Origin of the sequence: Mesorhizobium sp. C089B (assembly GCF_030323125.1) — a bacterium.
GTDB lineage: Bacteria > Pseudomonadota > Alphaproteobacteria > Rhizobiales > Rhizobiaceae > Mesorhizobium.
In genome coordinates this window covers 1,719,695-1,735,417 of sequence record NZ_CP100469.1, presented here as the reverse complement: position 1 = coordinate 1,735,417, position 15,723 = coordinate 1,719,695, and the positions used below count along the sequence as shown (strand labels likewise).

At 62.3% G+C, this 15,723-nt stretch carries 15 protein-coding genes and 1 tRNA gene; 12 read left to right on the top strand and 4 right to left on the bottom strand.

Annotation, left to right across the window (positions count from 1 at the left end):
• Window position 1: 1 nt before the first annotated feature.
• The 5 genes from NLY44_RS08805 (at window position 2) to NLY44_RS08785 (ending at window position 3,998) form a co-directional block, all read left to right on the top strand.
• Window positions 2-691: a class I SAM-dependent methyltransferase gene (locus tag NLY44_RS08805; RefSeq protein ID WP_197031335.1), complete on the top strand. Its 690-nt coding sequence runs from the start codon at window positions 2-4 to the stop codon at window positions 689-691.
• A gap of 64 nt (window positions 692-755) precedes the next feature.
• Window positions 756-1,424, top strand: a complete 669-nt coding sequence (locus NLY44_RS08800) for an acetyltransferase (RefSeq protein WP_023688392.1) — start codon at window positions 756-758, stop codon at window positions 1,422-1,424.
• Window positions 1,424-2,377: a hypothetical protein gene (locus NLY44_RS08795; RefSeq protein WP_023805257.1), complete on the top strand. Its 954-nt coding sequence runs from the start codon at window positions 1,424-1,426 to the stop codon at window positions 2,375-2,377. Before NLY44_RS08800 ends, NLY44_RS08795 begins: the two co-directional genes overlap by 1 nt.
• A gap of 86 nt (window positions 2,378-2,463) precedes the next feature.
• The gene (locus NLY44_RS08790; protein ID WP_210164635.1) at window positions 2,464-3,330 is read left to right on the top strand and encodes a C2H2-type zinc finger protein; all 867 of its coding nucleotides are present in this window, start codon (window positions 2,464-2,466) and stop codon (window positions 3,328-3,330) included.
• The gene (locus NLY44_RS08785) at window positions 3,327-3,998 is read left to right on the top strand and encodes a WbqC family protein (RefSeq protein ID WP_023688395.1); all 672 of its coding nucleotides are present in this window, start codon (window positions 3,327-3,329) and stop codon (window positions 3,996-3,998) included. Before NLY44_RS08790 ends, NLY44_RS08785 begins: the two co-directional genes overlap by 4 nt.
• Window positions 3,999-4,040: 42 nt before the next feature.
• Here NLY44_RS08785 and NLY44_RS08780 read toward each other — a convergent pair whose 3' ends face one another.
• The 3 genes from NLY44_RS08780 to NLY44_RS08770 form a co-directional block, all read right to left on the bottom strand.
• Complete coding sequence (locus tag NLY44_RS08780) at window positions 4,041-5,657, bottom strand: DEAD/DEAH box helicase (protein ID WP_031201721.1); 1,617 nt, start codon at window positions 5,655-5,657, stop codon at window positions 4,041-4,043.
• Window positions 5,658-5,849: 192 nt separating this feature from the next.
• The gene (locus NLY44_RS08775; protein ID WP_023681482.1) at window positions 5,850-6,617 is read right to left on the bottom strand and encodes an NAD kinase; all 768 of its coding nucleotides are present in this window, start codon (window positions 6,615-6,617) and stop codon (window positions 5,850-5,852) included.
• A gap of 444 nt (window positions 6,618-7,061) precedes the next feature.
• Window positions 7,062-10,037: a caspase family protein gene (locus NLY44_RS08770; protein WP_156940996.1), complete on the bottom strand. Its 2,976-nt coding sequence runs from the start codon at window positions 10,035-10,037 to the stop codon at window positions 7,062-7,064.
• 283 nt (window positions 10,038-10,320) lie between these two features.
• Here NLY44_RS08770 and NLY44_RS08765 point away from each other — a divergent pair, with 283 nt between their 5' ends.
• The 4 genes from NLY44_RS08765 to NLY44_RS08750 all read left to right on the top strand — a co-directional run bounded on the left by NLY44_RS08765 (window position 10,321) and on the right by NLY44_RS08750 (window position 14,333).
• Window positions 10,321-11,355, top strand: coding sequence for an extracellular solute-binding protein (locus NLY44_RS08765; protein WP_023688398.1), 1,035 nt, complete (start codon window positions 10,321-10,323; stop codon window positions 11,353-11,355).
• A gap of 97 nt (window positions 11,356-11,452) precedes the next feature.
• Window positions 11,453-12,880: an amidase gene (locus NLY44_RS08760; RefSeq protein WP_023805255.1), complete on the top strand. Its 1,428-nt coding sequence runs from the start codon at window positions 11,453-11,455 to the stop codon at window positions 12,878-12,880.
• Between the two features lie 69 nt (window positions 12,881-12,949).
• Complete coding sequence (locus NLY44_RS08755; RefSeq protein ID WP_023688400.1) at window positions 12,950-13,639, top strand: TetR/AcrR family transcriptional regulator; 690 nt, start codon at window positions 12,950-12,952, stop codon at window positions 13,637-13,639.
• Between the two features lie 142 nt (window positions 13,640-13,781).
• The gene (locus NLY44_RS08750) at window positions 13,782-14,333 is read left to right on the top strand and encodes a DUF2569 family protein (protein WP_023688401.1); all 552 of its coding nucleotides are present in this window, start codon (window positions 13,782-13,784) and stop codon (window positions 14,331-14,333) included.
• A gap of 126 nt (window positions 14,334-14,459) precedes the next feature.
• Here the strand turns inward: NLY44_RS08750 and NLY44_RS08745 are convergent.
• A tRNA-Thr gene (locus tag NLY44_RS08745) sits at window positions 14,460-14,535 on the bottom strand.
• Between the two features lie 159 nt (window positions 14,536-14,694).
• On the opposite strand from NLY44_RS08745, the gene NLY44_RS08740 reads away from it, so the two are divergent.
• The 3 genes from NLY44_RS08740 (at window position 14,695) to NLY44_RS08730 (ending at window position 15,717) form a co-directional block, all read left to right on the top strand.
• Window positions 14,695-14,847, top strand: coding sequence for a hypothetical protein (locus NLY44_RS08740; RefSeq protein WP_286456963.1), 153 nt, complete (start codon window positions 14,695-14,697; stop codon window positions 14,845-14,847).
• Between the two features lie 149 nt (window positions 14,848-14,996).
• Complete coding sequence (locus NLY44_RS08735) at window positions 14,997-15,206, top strand: hypothetical protein (RefSeq protein WP_023688402.1); 210 nt, start codon at window positions 14,997-14,999, stop codon at window positions 15,204-15,206.
• 202 nt (window positions 15,207-15,408) lie between these two features.
• Window positions 15,409-15,717 carry a BA14K family protein gene (locus NLY44_RS08730; RefSeq protein ID WP_023667455.1) on the top strand — a complete coding sequence of 103 codons (309 nt, stop codon included), beginning with the start codon at window positions 15,409-15,411 and terminating at the stop codon, window positions 15,715-15,717.
• The last annotated feature ends 6 nt before the right edge of the window (window positions 15,718-15,723 follow it).

Genomic DNA, 15,723 nt, shown 5'->3' with positions numbered 1-15,723 from the left:
AGTGATATACAAGCCAGCCGACGCCTTCTATTGCCAATTAGACGAGGTATTCCAATTGCCCGACAGTGGTCCATACGACGCGCTGGTCGCCCACTACGAGGCGTGTCTTGCACGTCATGGCGATACGCCCCAGGGAGTCGACTGGCCGGATGCCGGGGGGGCAGCGACACGTTACCGCATAATGGCCGAGGCGATGCGTGAGCGCGACCGGGTCGATGTGCTGGACTTCGGCTGCGGCGCCGGCCATTTCCTCGACTATTTGCGCCAATCCGACGATCGCAAACTGCGATATAGGGGGCTCGATCTGTCCGCACGGTTCATTGACCTGTGCCGGCGCAAATATCCCGGCGTGACCTTTGACTGTATGGACGTGATGCAGAATGAGGTGGTTGTGCCCGAGGCCGACTACATCATCATGAACGGGGTCTTCACGGAGCGTTGTGGCGTCGCCTACGAGACGATGTTCGACACCATGACCCGGTTGATCGCAAGGGTGTTCCCTCATGCCCGCAAGGGAATGGCCTTCAACCTGATGTCGAAGCACGTCGACTGGGAACGCGAGGACCTTTTTCACGTGCCTTATGATCGGATAAGCCACTTCGTCGTCGGTCAATTGTCGCGTCATCACCTCATTCGCGCCGACTACGGGCTCTACGAGTACACGGTTTACGTCTACAAGGCTGCCACGTAGCCGACGATCCGCGGATTTCCGGCTTGCGGGTCAATAATATAATGGGCATAGGCGCGGGGGCGGCATGGCGGACGTGGTTATTTTTGGGATGGGCCAGATCGCCGAGGTCGCGTGGGCCTACCTCGACAGGTTCGGAGAGGATCGCGTCGTCGGTTTTACTGTCGACGAAGACTTCCTCACACAAACCGAGTTCAAAGGTCTTCCCGTGGTCGCCTGGGAAAAGCTTGAGGACCGATTCCCGCCTGAAACCGTCAAGCTGCTTGGTCCGCTCAGCTACCAGAACCTCAACGAGTTCCGCCGTGATCGGCATAAGCAGGGCCGGGCGCGCGGGTACAGCTTCACGCGCTTCATCCACCCCTCTACGCACAATATGGCGGACACGGTTGGTGAAAACTGCTTCATTCTCGAGAATTGCACGCTGCAGCCGTTTGTCCGCCTCGGCGAAGGCATCATGATGTGGAGCGGTAGCCATGTCGGTCATCACTCCATCGTCGAGGATTTCTGCTTCGTCTCGTCGCAGGTGGGGCTGGCGAGCGGTGTCCATATCGGCACGTGCAGCCTGATCGGCGGCCAGGTCGGCATCGACAACGGCATCACGATCGGTGCCGGAAGCTATATCGAGTCCCGTTGCATGATCCGGCGCGATGTGCCCGCCAACAGTGTAGTGCGTCATCCCTCGGACTTGCCGAAGCCCTATTCCAGCGCCCGTATCAAGTCGATGAAGTTCCGCTGATGCCTGGCCGTCAGAGGAAATGGACCCGGCAGGGGTTGCTGGTGCCCATAAAGGCGGGGCACGGGTGGTGGGGCAGCTACGCGCAGGTTCCGACGGTCCTCGCCCTTTCGCCTCGGCTTTGGCGCATCTATTTCGCCGGGCGCAATAGCGCCAACCGGTCATCCATCCTGGCCGTTGATGTCGACCCGCAAGACGGCATGCGTGTGTTGGGTGAGTATTTCGACCCGATCATGGAGCCGGGCCTGCCAGGCACTTTCGATTGCTCGGGGCTGGGGCCCTCCTGCGCGGTGATGATCGGTGGGCGCGTGCATCTGTATTATTCGGGCATCTACTCACGTAGCGATGTCAGCTTTCAGATCGCCATCGGGCTCGCCACCAGCGATGATGGGCTGAATTTCGAGAGAGCATTTGCGGGGCCGGTCCGCAGTATCGGTCCGGCAGATCCCTATTTCGTGTCAACGCCCTTCGTTGGTGCGATCAAGGGCGGCTATCGCATGTGGTATGCGAGCGGCACCGGTTGGGTGGAGACCAGAGGTGTCCGGGAGCCTGACTATGTGCTCCGCAGCTGTGTTTCGCCAGACGGAATTCTGTGGGAAACAGGCTCGGTCCCGGTCCTAGGTGACGACCTCGGGGACGGGAACAGCCAGACGCGTCCCTGGGTCACGCATGAGGCTGGCGGTATACGGCTGTGGTACAGCCGCCGCGGGCGGGACTTTCGCGATGGTGGCAATGAAGCCTACCGCCTTTTTTCCCGCCTGATAGATGTCCGGGAAGGCATGGCTGGCGAGGCGGAACCTGTGATCTTCAGCAATCCGCCGGCGGCCGGCGACTTCGACAGTTGGATGCAGGCCTATTGTTGCGTCATGCGACGCGCTTCCGGTGAAGTGATGTTCTACAACGGTAACGGGTTCGGCGAGGCCGGCATCGGCTGGGCGACTCGCGATTTGACATGACGGGGACCGGCATGACTTTCGAATTTCGCATCCCGATCCTGCCGGAGCCGGAATTTTTCTCAAACGTCAAGCTGGCAGCTTTGTCGTTGGCCAAGCTCGGCGGCGTCTATGCGGCCGCCCCCATTGTGGTCTCTGTTGGCGGGCATGCCGACATCGACGAACTCCATGCCGCCAACACCTGGTCCTCGGCCTTCCCGGTAACGTGGCGCCCCGTGCCGCGTGCTATCAGCGACCGGGGTTTCTCCTCGGGCTTTGACCGCTATGCCGAGGCGCCGCGCGGCGATGTCGTCATCCTCGCCGATGCCGACGCCTGCCTGATGCGGCCGATCGACGAGCTTTTGCAACGCATGCGCGACGCTGATCGGCCGAGTGTTGCCGGCCTACCGGCGCATTTCTCGCCATTTTCGAGAGATGGCTCGGAAAACAACGCTGCATGGCGTCGGCTTCTTGAGACGCTCGGCTTTGCAGATACGCCTCTCAACTGGCGATATTCCGAGTCGTCGGATGGCGCCTTCGGCGGGTGCCCCGCCTATATCAACTATGGCTTCGTCGTCTTCAACAAAAGCGCTTTCAGCGCCATTCAGCCACTGATCCGCCCGCTTACCGCACGCGTACTGGATTATTTGAAGGATCAGCCCTCGATCTTCTTTTCCGGCCAGATCGCGCTGTCGCTGGCCATCCTGACGGTCGGGGCCGATGCGTTGCCTCTCGGGCCGGAATACAATTGTCCAAACTCCGACGAGATGCTGGCGCACGGGCTGCGCGACCCGGCGGATATCCGGGTGCTGCATTATCTTCGCCGCGAGCAGTTCGATCGCCACAGCTTCCTGTGCAACCGCGACGAATTCGACGCCTTCTGTGGCAAGTCGTTCGCATCGCCGGTCCTTCAAGCGTTCCAGCAGCACGTTCGAAGCTTGCCTCATTGCTTCTATGGCGAAGGCAAGACGCAGTGACGGGCAAGCTCACCATTGCTGTCATGCAGCCATATTTCTTCCCGCATGCGGGCTATTTTCGCCTGATGGCTGCGAGCGACGTCTTCGTTGTTTTCGACGATGTCCAGTTCCCGCGCCGGGGACGGGTGCATCGTTGCGAAATGACACCGGGCCGCTGGCTGACATTGCCGCTCGCGCCTATGCCGTTCAATACACAGATAAAGGATCTGCGCTGGGCGGACGGCGCCCGAACCGCTCTGGACAAGCGCCTGGCCGCTTTCGGCCTGCCGGGCCAGGCGACAACGCCGGCCGCGGAGCGGATCAGCCGCCATCTGACCGGGTCGCTTGGCGACGTGACAAGCTTTCTCGAGAACGGTCTTCGGCTCGTCGCCGACGCGCTCGAACTCAAAGCAAACATCTTGCGCAGTTCCAGCCTCGGCGTTGATCCCGCCTTGCGAGGGCAAGCGCGCATTATCGGCATCGTTCGAGCGCTCGGCGGACAGCGCTACATCAACGCTGCCGGTGGGCGCCACCTTTATGCCACCGAGAACTTCCAGCAGGCGGGCATCGATCTGCAGTTTCTCGTGCCCTACGCAGGGAGGTTCCCCCACATCCTGCCTGCCTTTTTTGGCAATAACCTCGCCGACCTTCGCGACGATGTTCGAAACACGTGCCAATGGGGGCCGTGAGCAATTGCCGATCACTTGGCAGCTATTTTAGGACTGCGACGATCAGACCTTGGCGACGATCTTCATGAAGGCCGGCATGTCGTCGCCGAAGCCGACGGTGCCGTCATTGTCTTCACCGCGGTTGTTGCCGCGGGCAGGGCGGCTGTTGCCGCTGGCGCGCTGCGGCCTTGTGTCGCCGCGTTCCGGGGCGCGGTTCTCGTTGTTGCGATCGGAGACCTTGCGGTCGCTGTTTTCGGAGCGGATCGCTTCCTTGCGCTGATGCCGTTCGCCGATGTCGGCGACCGCGGCCTCGGCTACCGCCGGCTGTTCCTCGCGTGCGGCATCTGCCGCCGGCGCGTCGTCGCTGCGCTTGGCATGGCGTTCGCGCGGCTTGCGCTCGCCACCGTCCTTGCGATCATGGACCTTGCGGTCCTCGTCCTTGCGGCCGGCGCGGCGCGGAGCGCCACGGCCACGGCGGGGCGCTTCGTCCTCGCCGCCTTCGCTGGCGACCACGGTCGACAGGTCGCCGTCATGCCACTCGATCTTGTTGCCGATCAGCCGCTCGATGGCGTCGATGTATTTGGTGTCGGACTTGGTGGCGATGGTGAAGGATTTGCCCGAGCGTCCGGCGCGGCCGGTGCGGCCGATGCGGTGGACATAGTCTTCGGCGTGGATCGGCACGTCGTAGTTGAAGACGTGGCTGACGTCGGGAATGTCGAGGCCGCGCGCGGCGACGTCGGACGCCACGAGATAGCGCAATTTGCCATCGCGGAAATTGGCCAGCATCTGCATGCGGGCGCGCTGGTCCATGTCGCCATGCAGGGCGCCGGCGTCGAAATCATACTTCAGCAGCGAGCGGAACAGCTCCGCGACCTCGACCTTGCGGTTGCAGAAAATGATAGCGTTCTTCAGCTCGGCGTCTTCGGCCTTTATCAGATTGCGAAGCGTCTCGCGCTTGTCCCACGGCTTGGAGCCGGACTTGACCAGGCGCTGGATGATGTTGGTGGCAGCGGATGCCGCCTTGGAAACCTCGACGCGCACCGGCGCATGCAGGAACTTCTCGGTGAGCTTGGTGATCTCCGGCGGCATGGTCGCTGAGAAGAACAGCGTCTGCCTGGTGAACGGGATCATCTCGCAGATGCGCTCGATGTCGGGGATGAAGCCCATGTCCAGCATGCGGTCGGCCTCGTCGATGACGAGGATCTCGACGCCGTTGAGCAACAGCTTGCCGCGCTCGCGGTGATCGAGCAGACGGCCGGGCGTGGCGATCAGCACGTCGGCGCCGCGCTCCAGCTTCTTGTCCTGCTCGTCGAAGGAGACGCCGCCGATCAGCAGCGCGATGTTGAGCTTGTGGTTCTTGCCGTATCTGATGAAATTCTCTTCGACCTGCGCGGCGAGCTCGCGCGTCGGCTCGAGGATCAGCGTGCGCGGCATGCGGGCACGGGCCCTGCCTTTTTCGAGGCGGGTCAGCATCGGCAGCACGAAGGAAGCCGTCTTGCCGGTGCCGGTCTGTGCTATGCCCAGAATATCCTTGCCGAGCAAGGCATGCGGGATGGCGCCAGCCTGGATCGGCGTCGGCACGGTGTAGCCCGCATCGGTGACTGCGGAAAGGACCTTGGGCGACAGGCCGAGGTCTGAAAAGGTCAACGCTTCTAGAGCGGTCGTGGTGTCTGAGGACAAGAGTTGCTGTCTTTGGCTGGTTCGGGGAAGCGCAACGGCATCCGTCGCGGCAAGCACAGCGTGCCTGCAAGATTGGTATTGCGATTAGGCGCAAGCCCGCGATTTGTCAACAGAAACGGGCGGGATTGGCACGATTGTGAAAACGTAAGCTTAATCGCGATGCTTAATTAGGTAGTCACTCTTTGCGCCGGCTCAATAGCGAAACTGCTCGGCGAGAATGCGTTCGTTCCACGAATGGTTGGGATCAAACAGCAGCGTTGCCGTCGCAGTCGGCGATTCGCGGACCGTTACGGAAGCCACCGCCTTGACCTCGGTGTGGTCGGCGGCGGTGTTCACCGGGCGCTTTTCCGACTCCAGAATATCGAAGCGTACGGTCGCCTTGTTTGACAACAAGGCACCCCGCCAACGGCGCGGCCGGAACGGGCTGACCGGGGTCAGCGCGAGCAACGGCGCATCCAGCGGCAGGATCGGCCCGTGCGCCGAAAGATTGTACGCGGTGGAGCCGGCCGGCGTCGCGATCATCACGCCGTCGCAGTTCAGTTCCTCGATGCGGACCTGCTCGTCGACGGTGATGCGGATCTTTGCCGTCTGGTAGGACTGACGCCACAGCGCCACCTCGTTGATGGCGAGTGCCGAAACCGTCTCGCCCTCATGCGTCAACGCCAGCATTTCCAGCGGGCGGATCGTTTCGGCGACGGCGGCCGCGATGCGCTCGGTGAGGCCCCCGACGCGGTACTCGTTCATCAGGAAGCCGATGGTGCCACGGTTCATGCCGTAGACCTTCTTTCCCGTGCTCATCGTGTCGCGCAAGGTCTGCAGCAGGAAGCCGTCGCCACCCAGTGCCACCACCACCTGGGCGTCGTCGAAGGATGCCTGGCCATAGCGGGCCGACAGGCTCTCCATCGCCGCCTTGGCATCGGCAGTGTCGGAGGAGACGAAGGCGAGATTGGCTTTGCTCATGACATTCCGATGGCGGTCGGCCGATGGCGGTCGGCGGCGGTTGCGTGGGGTAGCATGGGCAAGCGCATCTGCAAAGGGAGGCATCGTCCGGGCCAGTTGCGGCCGCGGCGAAACGAAATCGGCGGCTCGCGCTTCATGTCGCCGGAACGGCGAATGTGATGGTTAAGTGCGAGCTTAAGCACTCGTAAAGCCTGATCGATCATGTTAGCCGACAGAGGATGGGTGGCTGGGGGGCTAGCCAGTCGAGACCTGTCTATTGCCGGTGACACGCCTGATTATCGTCTTCCTTGTGATGGGAAGTTTCGCCCTTCTCTTTGCGGAGCTTGTGCGGCAGTCCGAAGACATGAGCTCCAGGCCGATGGCCTCACGCTGCGGCGGCGCCGGCGTGCCATGCCCGCAAAACGCATTGTAGGCGAAGCCAATCCGCCAACGACGATCCGTCGCCTACTGCCCGACAATCCTCAGATTGGCGTTGCCGTAGAATGTGTAGGCGAGATAGGTCGGATCGCCGGTCCGGTAGAATTCTCTGCGGACATCCTGCAGGATCTCGGCCAGATAGACCGGCCCGTCCTTGATCCGCGTGCTGATGCCGCCATAGAAATCGGTCGAGAAGGCCGCTGCCGCGCGGTCGGTCAGTGGCCACATGCCGCCGATGAAGCCGGAAGCGCCGCCCGCCAGCACCGCCGGACCCCAGCCCTGCACGAAGCCGCCGAGCATCTGCGAACGGCCGGTGTCGCAGGCGTTGAAAAAGTAGAACGGATTGCCCTTGCCATGCGCGGCCGCGACCAGCGCGGCCCATGTATCGGGGTCGAGCGACTGGTCGACGAGATCGATGGCAAAGACCGGCCGGCCACTGCTCGGCTGGTTGACCTCGCCATGACCGGAGAAATGAATGAAACCGGTCGAGACTTCACCGACCAGTTTCTCGAAAGAGGTGAAATCGCCATCGAAGCGGCGGTAGCCGTAAAGCTTGCTCAGCGCCGCGATCTCGTCCTGCTGAAAGCGCAGCGAGCGCTTGTCGAGATAGGAGGGCGCGACGGCCGCGACGCCGGTGAAGGTCATGCGGTCGAGCGGGTTGTCGACCTGTGAGGCACTGCTGCGCGGAGCCCAGCGCGCCAGCCGGTAGCCCATGCCGAGAAAACCGTCGGCGACGGCGCCGTCGGCGCTGCGCGGGCGGATCAATTCCCAGGGCAGCGTCGGGCTGTTCGAGGTGATCTGGATCGAATGGAGTTCGCCTTTGCCGCGCAGCGACCAGAACACGTCCTTGAACGGTTTCGGCACATAGTCGCGGTAGAGCGCATCGCCAAAACCTTCGGCGGCGAGCGTGACAAAGCGCTTTTGCGCCCCCGTATCGCTGCTTGCGGCAGGCTGCTGCAGCGAAACGGCGCCGCGCAGGCTCAATCCGAGCTGCAGCAGGCGGCGGTATTCGGAGTCCAGCCATGCCGCCATCTCAGGTGGCGTCGAGAACGTATCGGTCACCGGACCGGCCAGATGCGGCGAATGGATGATGATCTGCCCCGAACCCAGCCCGCTCGGATCGTCATAGAGGATGGTCACGTCGAGATCGGGGACGTCATCGCCGGCTGCGCCGCCGAGCGTCACATTGCCAGTTACCGCCGGCTGCGGCGCCGCTGCGGCCAGCATCAGCATGGCAGGTGCTGCGGAGCGTTCGGCTGTGGCGCTCAGAGCGGCTGCCTCGACAGGCGCGGTGCGGCGAATGATAACCGACCGCGATGCCGATCCCAGGAACCTCCCGGCGCTGTAGATGCGCGCGATGAACTGGGCCGGCTTGCTGTCCTTGGCGATCGGCCGCGCCTTGACGTCGAAGCGGACGAAGTCGCTGTCGCCCTGGCGGTAGAGCGTCGTCCGTCGGCTCCATTTGCCGCCGTCAGCGAGATCGAAGCCGGAGGCGAACAGATCGATATCGATCGGCCATTGCTCGGTTCCCGCCGGCATCGCCATGGCCAGGGCGCCATCTTCCGTCACCGACGAGCCCGGCGCTGCCTTCACCTTCACTTCGGGCGTGAATTGCTCTTCGGTAAGGGCGATCGAAACGGTCACCGTCTCGCCGGCGACAATCTCATCCGGCGCATCGATGGTTGGATGGCGCACCACCTCGACAGCGCCCGTCTCGGGTTGTGGAAGGGCGCCGCCGGAAGGAGGGCTTTGCGCCTGGTCGATGGGCGGCGGCGCTGGTTTCGGTGGCGCCTGCGCCTCCGGCGGACTTTCGGCGCCGGTCGCGGGTGGCGGGGCCGATGTCATGCCGTCCTCAGGGGGGATCCCTGCCTTATCGGGGGGCGGTTCGGCGCCGGTGGCTCCGCCATCCTGCGGATAGGTCCCGCCGAGATTGTTCTGGGCAGCGGCCACAGCTGCGTCTTCAAGACGTTGCTTTTCCTCTTCGTATCGTTGCCGAGCCTGCTCTTCCTGCAATTGGCGCTGCTGTTCCTGGCGTTTGTATTCCTCGTAGAGCGCCGCCTCCTTGGCGCTGTCGCCCATCGCGGCATCGGGACTGCCGGAGCCCGGTGCAACGTCCATGGGGTAGGGCTCCTGACCGCTGCCATCGGCGTAGTCGCTGCCATCAGGCTCCCAACCGCCACTCCCGGAGATGTAGCCGCCGCTCGCCATCGCCGGCGGTGCCGGTTCCGGCACAAGCGGCAGCGCCGGTGCCGCGCCGGCCACCTGGTCCGGCGTCAGCACAAAGGCAGCGTCTGCCGAGCGGCCATATGCCATCCATGGCCACTGGGCGCCTGACGTTTTGTCGATAGTGGTTTGCCTGACCGAGGCGAGGATGATGGCTATGTCCGCGCCGCGCTTGACCAGCGCAGCGGTGAGCGCATCGGCAAATACGGTGACGGGGCGGGCTTCGTCCAGTGCAACGGTTCCGGGTTTGGCCGACAGAGCGACGATGGCGTGGGTGAGGGGATCGACCGCCGCCAGACCCTGCATCACGCCGGAAGTAGGGTTGTGGCCATCGCCGGGATTGTCGAGCAGAACCACCTTCAATGTCGGGGTTGCCTCGAGCGCCTGCATGAACAGATCGAGGGGCAATGCCGTCTGGTCGACCGTTTCCTTTGAATCGATCCGGGTGCCGCGCGTCAGTAAATAGTTCCTGCCGTTGGCCTGCGCGGTGTGGCCGACATAGTAGAAGATGCCGACGGAGTCCGGTTTGGCCAGGGATTGGGCGAAATCATGCATGGCGCGCGCGACATCGGCGCGGTCGCCATCCGACACCTGCCGGACGGTGAAGCTAAGCGATCGTAGTGTCGCTGCAACGAGTTCGGCACTGAGGTCGGCGTTGGCGATTGCCGGTGAGCCCTCAGAGGCCGGATTGGCGACAACCAGCGCTATCCGCGCTTCGCCGCGCGCAGCGGAGAAGAGCGCCATGGTCATCAGCAGCACGACCGCCAGAAAAAGGCGCATGACCGTGATCCAAGCCCTGCAGGCTGCGGCGCTCACGCCACGGCTTGCCCCAATTCATCAATGGCCCAACCTTGACCATATCATGTCGGCTTCGCCGGCGCACTGCCGGTGCCGATCATGCAGTTGTGTCGCAAAAGATATTGACTGTATGTTTAGTAATTAATACCGTTGCCGAGATACCGAGTTGGTCAGCCGGCATTCGCCGGTGAATGATCACCAGGACGAAGGGAACTTAGGGACTCGAGGCGCAATCCCGCCGGTCCCAACAATGGGAGACACAAGCATGCAGTTGAAATCGACCGCCACGGCGCTCGGCCTGTCGCTGCTGGCGATGACCGGCATTGCCCGCGCCGAGGGCGAACTCCAAATCTACAATTGGGGCAACTACACCAGCCCGGACCTGATCAAGAAGTTCGAGGAAACCTACAAGGTCAAGGTTACCGTCACCGACTACGACTCCAACGATACGGCTCTGGCCAAGGTCCGCCAGGGCGCTTCCGGCTATGACATCGTCGTTCCATCGGCCAGCGTGATGCCGATCTGGATCAGCGAAGGCCTGCTCTTGGAAACCGATCCCAACACGATGGAGAACTTTAGAAACGTCGATCCGAGATGGGTCGACGTGCCGTTCGACCCCGGCCGCAAATATTCGGTGCCGTGGCAATGGGGCACGACCGGCATCTCGGTCAACAAATCGGTCTATGCGGGCGATCCGAACACCTCGGCGATTTTCCTCGATCCGCCGCCCGAACTCGTGGGCAAGATCAATGTCGTGCCCGAAATGGGAGACATCATGTTCCTCGCCATTGCCTATGAGGGCGGTAAGTACTGCACCGACGACAAGGTGCTTTTGAAAAAGGTGCATGACAAGCTCATCGAGGCGAAAGCGAAATGGCTGTCGCTCGACTATGCGGCCGTCGACGGTCTCGGCAGGGGTGACATTGCCGCCGGCGTCAACTGGAACGGCATATCGCTGCGCGAGCGGCTGGAGAACGACAAGATCGTCTACGGCTATCCCAAGGAGGGCTTTCCAATCTGGATGGACAATGTCGCGGTGCTCAAGGATGCCAAGAACGTCGAGAACGCCAAGCTCTTCCAGAATTTCATCATGGACCCCAGGAATGCAGCGATGATCTCGGCCTTCGCGCACTACGCCAATGGCATCAAGGGCTCCGAGCCCTTCCTGCCGGCCGATATGAAGGGCGCGCCCGAAGTGGATGTTCCGGCCGAATTTGCCGACAAGGGCCAATTCATGTCGGCCTGTCCCGCAGACGTCCAGGCGCTCTACACCAGGATCTGGACCGATCTGCAGAAATAGCAGCGCCGCCGGCCGAAGCTGACCAACATCGGGCCGCGCATCGCGGCTCGGCCATCCCCAATGCCAGATGCCGTAAAGCCGCCGCGGGAGATTTTTTATGTCCGATCTCGACCTTTGCTACATGCCGGCCAGCGAGGCGTTGCGGCTGTTCAAGGCGAAGAAACTGTCGCCTCTGGAACTGATGCAGGCCACCATCCGCCGCGCCGAGGCAACCAAGGCGACGATCAACTGCCTCACCTTCACGCATTTCGACGAGGCGATGGATCTCGCCGGAAAAGCCGAGGCGAAATACGCCAGAGGCGCCAGGACCGGCGCGCTCGAGGGCCTGCCGATCGGCATCAAGGATGAGAGCTACATCAAGGGCAAGCCGACCTCGCATGGCTCGCTGCTGTCCGGGGACGCCATTGGCGGCCATACCTCGACCATGAACGAGCGTGTCATGAAGGCCGGCGGCATCGTCCACGCCCGCACCGCGACGCCCGAATTCAGCTGCGCCGGTTATACCTGGTCGAAGCGCTGGGGCGTCACGCGCAACCCCTGGAACCCGGATTTCACGCCGGGCGGTTCGTCGGGCGGTTCGGCGGCAACGCTGGCCTCCGGCACGTCGTCGATCGCAACCGGCTCGGACATAGCGGGCTCAATCCGCATCCCTGCCTCGGCCTGCGGCCTGGTCGGCTTCAAGCCGCCTTACGGCCGCAATCCCGATGAGCCGCCGTTCAATCTCGATTTTTTCTGCCACACCGGGCCCTTGGCCCGAAACGTCGGGGATGCGATCCTGCTGCAGAACGTCATGGCCGGGCCGAGCCCGCTCGACATCGCCACGCTGCGCCCGAAACTGCGCCTGCCGCTCGACTACAAGCCGATCAAGGGTTGGAAGATCGCATTCTCCATGGATCTCGGGTCCTTCGAGGTGGATGCGGACGTGCGCAAGAACACGCTCGCTGCCTGCGATGTGTTCCGCTCGCTCGGCGCCACCGTCGAGGAGGTGGACCTCGGCTGGGGCGACGAGGTGCTCAAGGCCGGCATGGCCTATCTCGAACATCTCTTCGGCGCCTCGCTGTCGCCGCTGCTCGCCAAGAACGGCAAGGACATGACCAGCTATGCCAGGCAGTTCGCGCAGGACGGGCAGAAGTCGAAGGCGACGGATTTTGTCGCGACGCTCGATGTGGCGGCCAGGATGTACCTGACGCTGGGGCCTTTGCTGGAAAAATACGACGTGCTGATCTGCCCGACCAATGCGCTTCCCGCAGTGCCGGCGGAATTCGATCAGACCAAAGGCAAGGTCGAGATCAATGGACGAGAGGTGAACCCGTCGCTGGGCTGGGTGATGACGACGCCGTTCAACATGCTGAGCCGCTGCCCGGTTCTGTCGATCCCGTCGGGCCGCGCCGCCAACGGCGTGCCGACAGGCATCCAGATTGTCGGCCGCACCTATAGCGACGCTGACGTGTTCCGGGCGGGTATGGCCTATGAGACGGCTCGTGGTCAGTGGTACACGAATGCAGGGACACGCCCGGCGCTGTGAGTCCGCAGGGCGCCGGCATGCCAAGGCAGCGGCGGGATGTTTCGGCCGCCGGGGAAAGGCCTGACGACAATGGCGCAACGCATAGCCACTCCGGATGCGGGAAAAAGCAAGGCGGCCAAGGGTGCGGCGAACGACGCCGCGCCCAAGGACCGCCGGCGCGAGCGCGGCGAAGCGAGCGTCCAGCGCATCATCGACGCCACCATCGAGCTCATCGCGGAGGAGGGGCTGGCCAGCGTCACCATGCAGCGCATTGCCGAGCATGTCGGCTCGTCCAACGCACTGGTGGTCTTTCATTTTCGCAGCAAGGAGAACCTGTTCCGGGCCGTCCTGCAATATCTCAGCGACCAATATGACGCGCTGTGGCTGACGCTGGTGCGGGCGCCCGGCCTGTCGCCGGTCGAGCGGGTGTTGGGCGCGGTCGATTGCGCGCAGCGCTTTGCCCGGCAGCATCCGAAATGGGTCTCGGTCTTCGTCGTGTTTTCCAGCGACCGCAAGAGCATGCAGATCTACAATGAAATCGGCCTGCCGAGCGATCTCGCCTACACGGCCGAAGCGCGCGAGCTGCTGATCGAGATTTCACGCAGCGGCGGTTACACCGGCGTCGACATAGACACGCTGTCGGAGAGCCTGAACTATCTGGTGCATGGCGCCTGGTATTGGGACCATCTCAACCCGTCCAGCCGCGACACCGACGTGCTGCGCAAGACCATGCTGCTCCTGCTGCACCAGGCCTTTCCGCGGCATTTTGACTTGGGGTGAGATGCGGCCATTGCGAGCGACGAAAGCGTCCTCTGCAAACCTAAACCCGAAAATCTCTACGATGCCTTGATCTCTGTAAAAACGCTTGCACAATCCAGAGGTGCGAGCTAAACAACCCAGGGATGTATTCGAGGGTGGGTAAATGTGGCATTGGGCGATACTTCTGTTGCTGATTGGCGTGCCGGTTTTCTTCGCCGTCCGGTCGTCGCGCAAATCGTCACAGAGCCCAGATGACCTCGTGGGGTTCGGCGGCTGGCTGATCCTGCTGGCGATCAGCCTGTCCCTTTCGCCGTTGCGCACACTTGTCGATATGGCCAGTCTGGTCAAAACCTACCAACAGCTTGTTACAGTGCCCAACGGGGCCTTGGCCATCTATGGCGAGGCAGCCCTCAATCTGGCATTTCTGGTGCTTCAGCTGGTCGTGCTTGTTTCGATGCTGCGGCGAAGCCACCGCTTTCCGCAGCTGTTCATATGTCTGTGGTTCGCGATCCCTCTCTTATTCGTACTGGACACAGTTTGGATATCGACTGTTCTGGGTGTCCCGGTAAACCGTTTGCTTGCCGGAGGAGCTCTGGTTACACCTTTGGCATCCTTCATAGTCACAGGGATCTGGGCCGCCTACGTCTACAGGTCGGTTAGGGTGAGGAACACGTTCGGCGATACGGCAGCCATACAGGCTGCCACATTTTCCTAGAAGGTCCGACGGCTGCGAGTTGGCCTGATGTCGTGCTGCCAGCTCCGCCGAATAGAACCGTCGGCAGTCCTCCTTCGACTAACGAGCTTCGAGTGGCCTGCCACCCGAAGCTCGAAGAGCGAAGGGTGGTGCCCCCGGACGGAATCGAACCGCCGACCTTCGGTTTACAAAACCGCTGCTCTACCAGCTGAGCTACAAGGGCACGGCGCTCCGGTTAGCATATTTCGTGCGCCAGTAAAGACAAAACTCCGTTTTCGATCGCTAATGGACCCCGCCGAGGTGGGCGGGCCGCCATGCTGAAAACCGGCCAATGCGATCCCTACATATCTCTCAGGTGCAAACGCATCGAACGGGGTGTCGCATGATCAGACTTGTCATCATCCTGCCGCTTGTCGTCATTGCCTGGCTGCTTGCGGTAAAGCTCATCAGGGACGTGAAGAGCGCCAATGTCGACTGGACCGGCATCGCCGCCATCGTCGGTTTTATCGCGATGGCGTTTGGCTGCGGCATGTGACTGGGATGGGGATGAATGGTGAATGGTGAATGGGCGAACGCCTTTCGGACCATTGACTACTCACTACTCGCTCAAAACCTCGAACCTTTCACCACGTCACCCCGACTGATCTCCAGAGGCGAATGGTCGCCTCGATCAAGGAGATCATCATGTTGAAGCGCAGTCTTACTTCGGGCCTGGTCGCCATCTTCGTCGCCACCGGCGCGCTCGCCGGTACCGTGCAGTCGTCCTCCGCTCACAGCCATCATCACCACCATCACAAGCACCACGACAAGCCCTCTTGGTGGTGGAACCATCAACACAAGCACCATCACCACAAGCATCATCATCACCACGGCAAGGTGATCATCTTCCTTTGAGCGAGACGACCTGCCTCGCGGAAGGGCGGCTTCGGCCGCCCTTTTTTGCGTTGAGCGCTCGATCGATCAGATCTTGGTTTCCATCGGCTGATTTCCGGCCTTCAAGAAAATCCCAAATTCTTTCGAACCTTTTTCCGCGCCGAAACGACAGATGATCAAGAGGCGGATGGATCGCCTCTCGCAACGAAACAAGGAGATCGTCATGTTCACGCGCAAAATCGCTTCTGCCCTCATCGCCAGCACCGTCGCCGCCACCTCGCTGGTCGGCACCGTCCAGCCCTCGGCCGCCCACAGCCATCACCACAACCGCGAAATCGGCATCGGCATCGCCGCCGGCGTCGGCGGCTTCGTGCTCGGCAGCCTGCTCAACCAGCAGCCCCGCACCGTCTATGTCGACGACGAGGGTGGTTCCTGGCACGTCCGCCGCTGCGCCAATCGCTACGCCAGCTACGATCCGTACTCCGACACCTATGTCGGCTATGACGGCTACCGCCACTATTGCCGCCTCTAAGAGGAG

Coding starts and splice junctions, on each gene's coding strand:
- NLY44_RS08735 (WP_023688402.1), top strand. CDS start 14,997: ATGTTGAAGCGCAGTCTTACTTCGGGCCTGGTCGCCATCTTCGTCGCC.
- NLY44_RS08760 (WP_023805255.1), top strand. CDS start 11,453: ATGTCCGATCTCGACCTTTGCTACATGCCGGCCAGCGAGGCGTTGCGG.
- NLY44_RS08750 (WP_023688401.1), top strand. CDS start 13,782: ATGTGGCATTGGGCGATACTTCTGTTGCTGATTGGCGTGCCGGTTTTC.
- NLY44_RS08800 (WP_023688392.1), top strand. CDS start 756: ATGGCGGACGTGGTTATTTTTGGGATGGGCCAGATCGCCGAGGTCGCG.
- NLY44_RS08770 (WP_156940996.1), bottom strand. CDS start 10,037: ATGCGCCTTTTTCTGGCGGTCGTGCTGCTGATGACCATGGCGCTCTTC.
- NLY44_RS08765 (WP_023688398.1), top strand. CDS start 10,321: ATGCAGTTGAAATCGACCGCCACGGCGCTCGGCCTGTCGCTGCTGGCG.
- NLY44_RS08755 (WP_023688400.1), top strand. CDS start 12,950: ATGGCGCAACGCATAGCCACTCCGGATGCGGGAAAAAGCAAGGCGGCC.
- NLY44_RS08795 (WP_023805257.1), top strand. CDS start 1,424: ATGCCTGGCCGTCAGAGGAAATGGACCCGGCAGGGGTTGCTGGTGCCC.
- NLY44_RS08740 (WP_286456963.1), top strand. CDS start 14,695: ATGATCAGACTTGTCATCATCCTGCCGCTTGTCGTCATTGCCTGGCTG.
- NLY44_RS08775 (WP_023681482.1), bottom strand. CDS start 6,617: ATGAGCAAAGCCAATCTCGCCTTCGTCTCCTCCGACACTGCCGATGCC.
- NLY44_RS08730 (WP_023667455.1), top strand. CDS start 15,409: ATGTTCACGCGCAAAATCGCTTCTGCCCTCATCGCCAGCACCGTCGCC.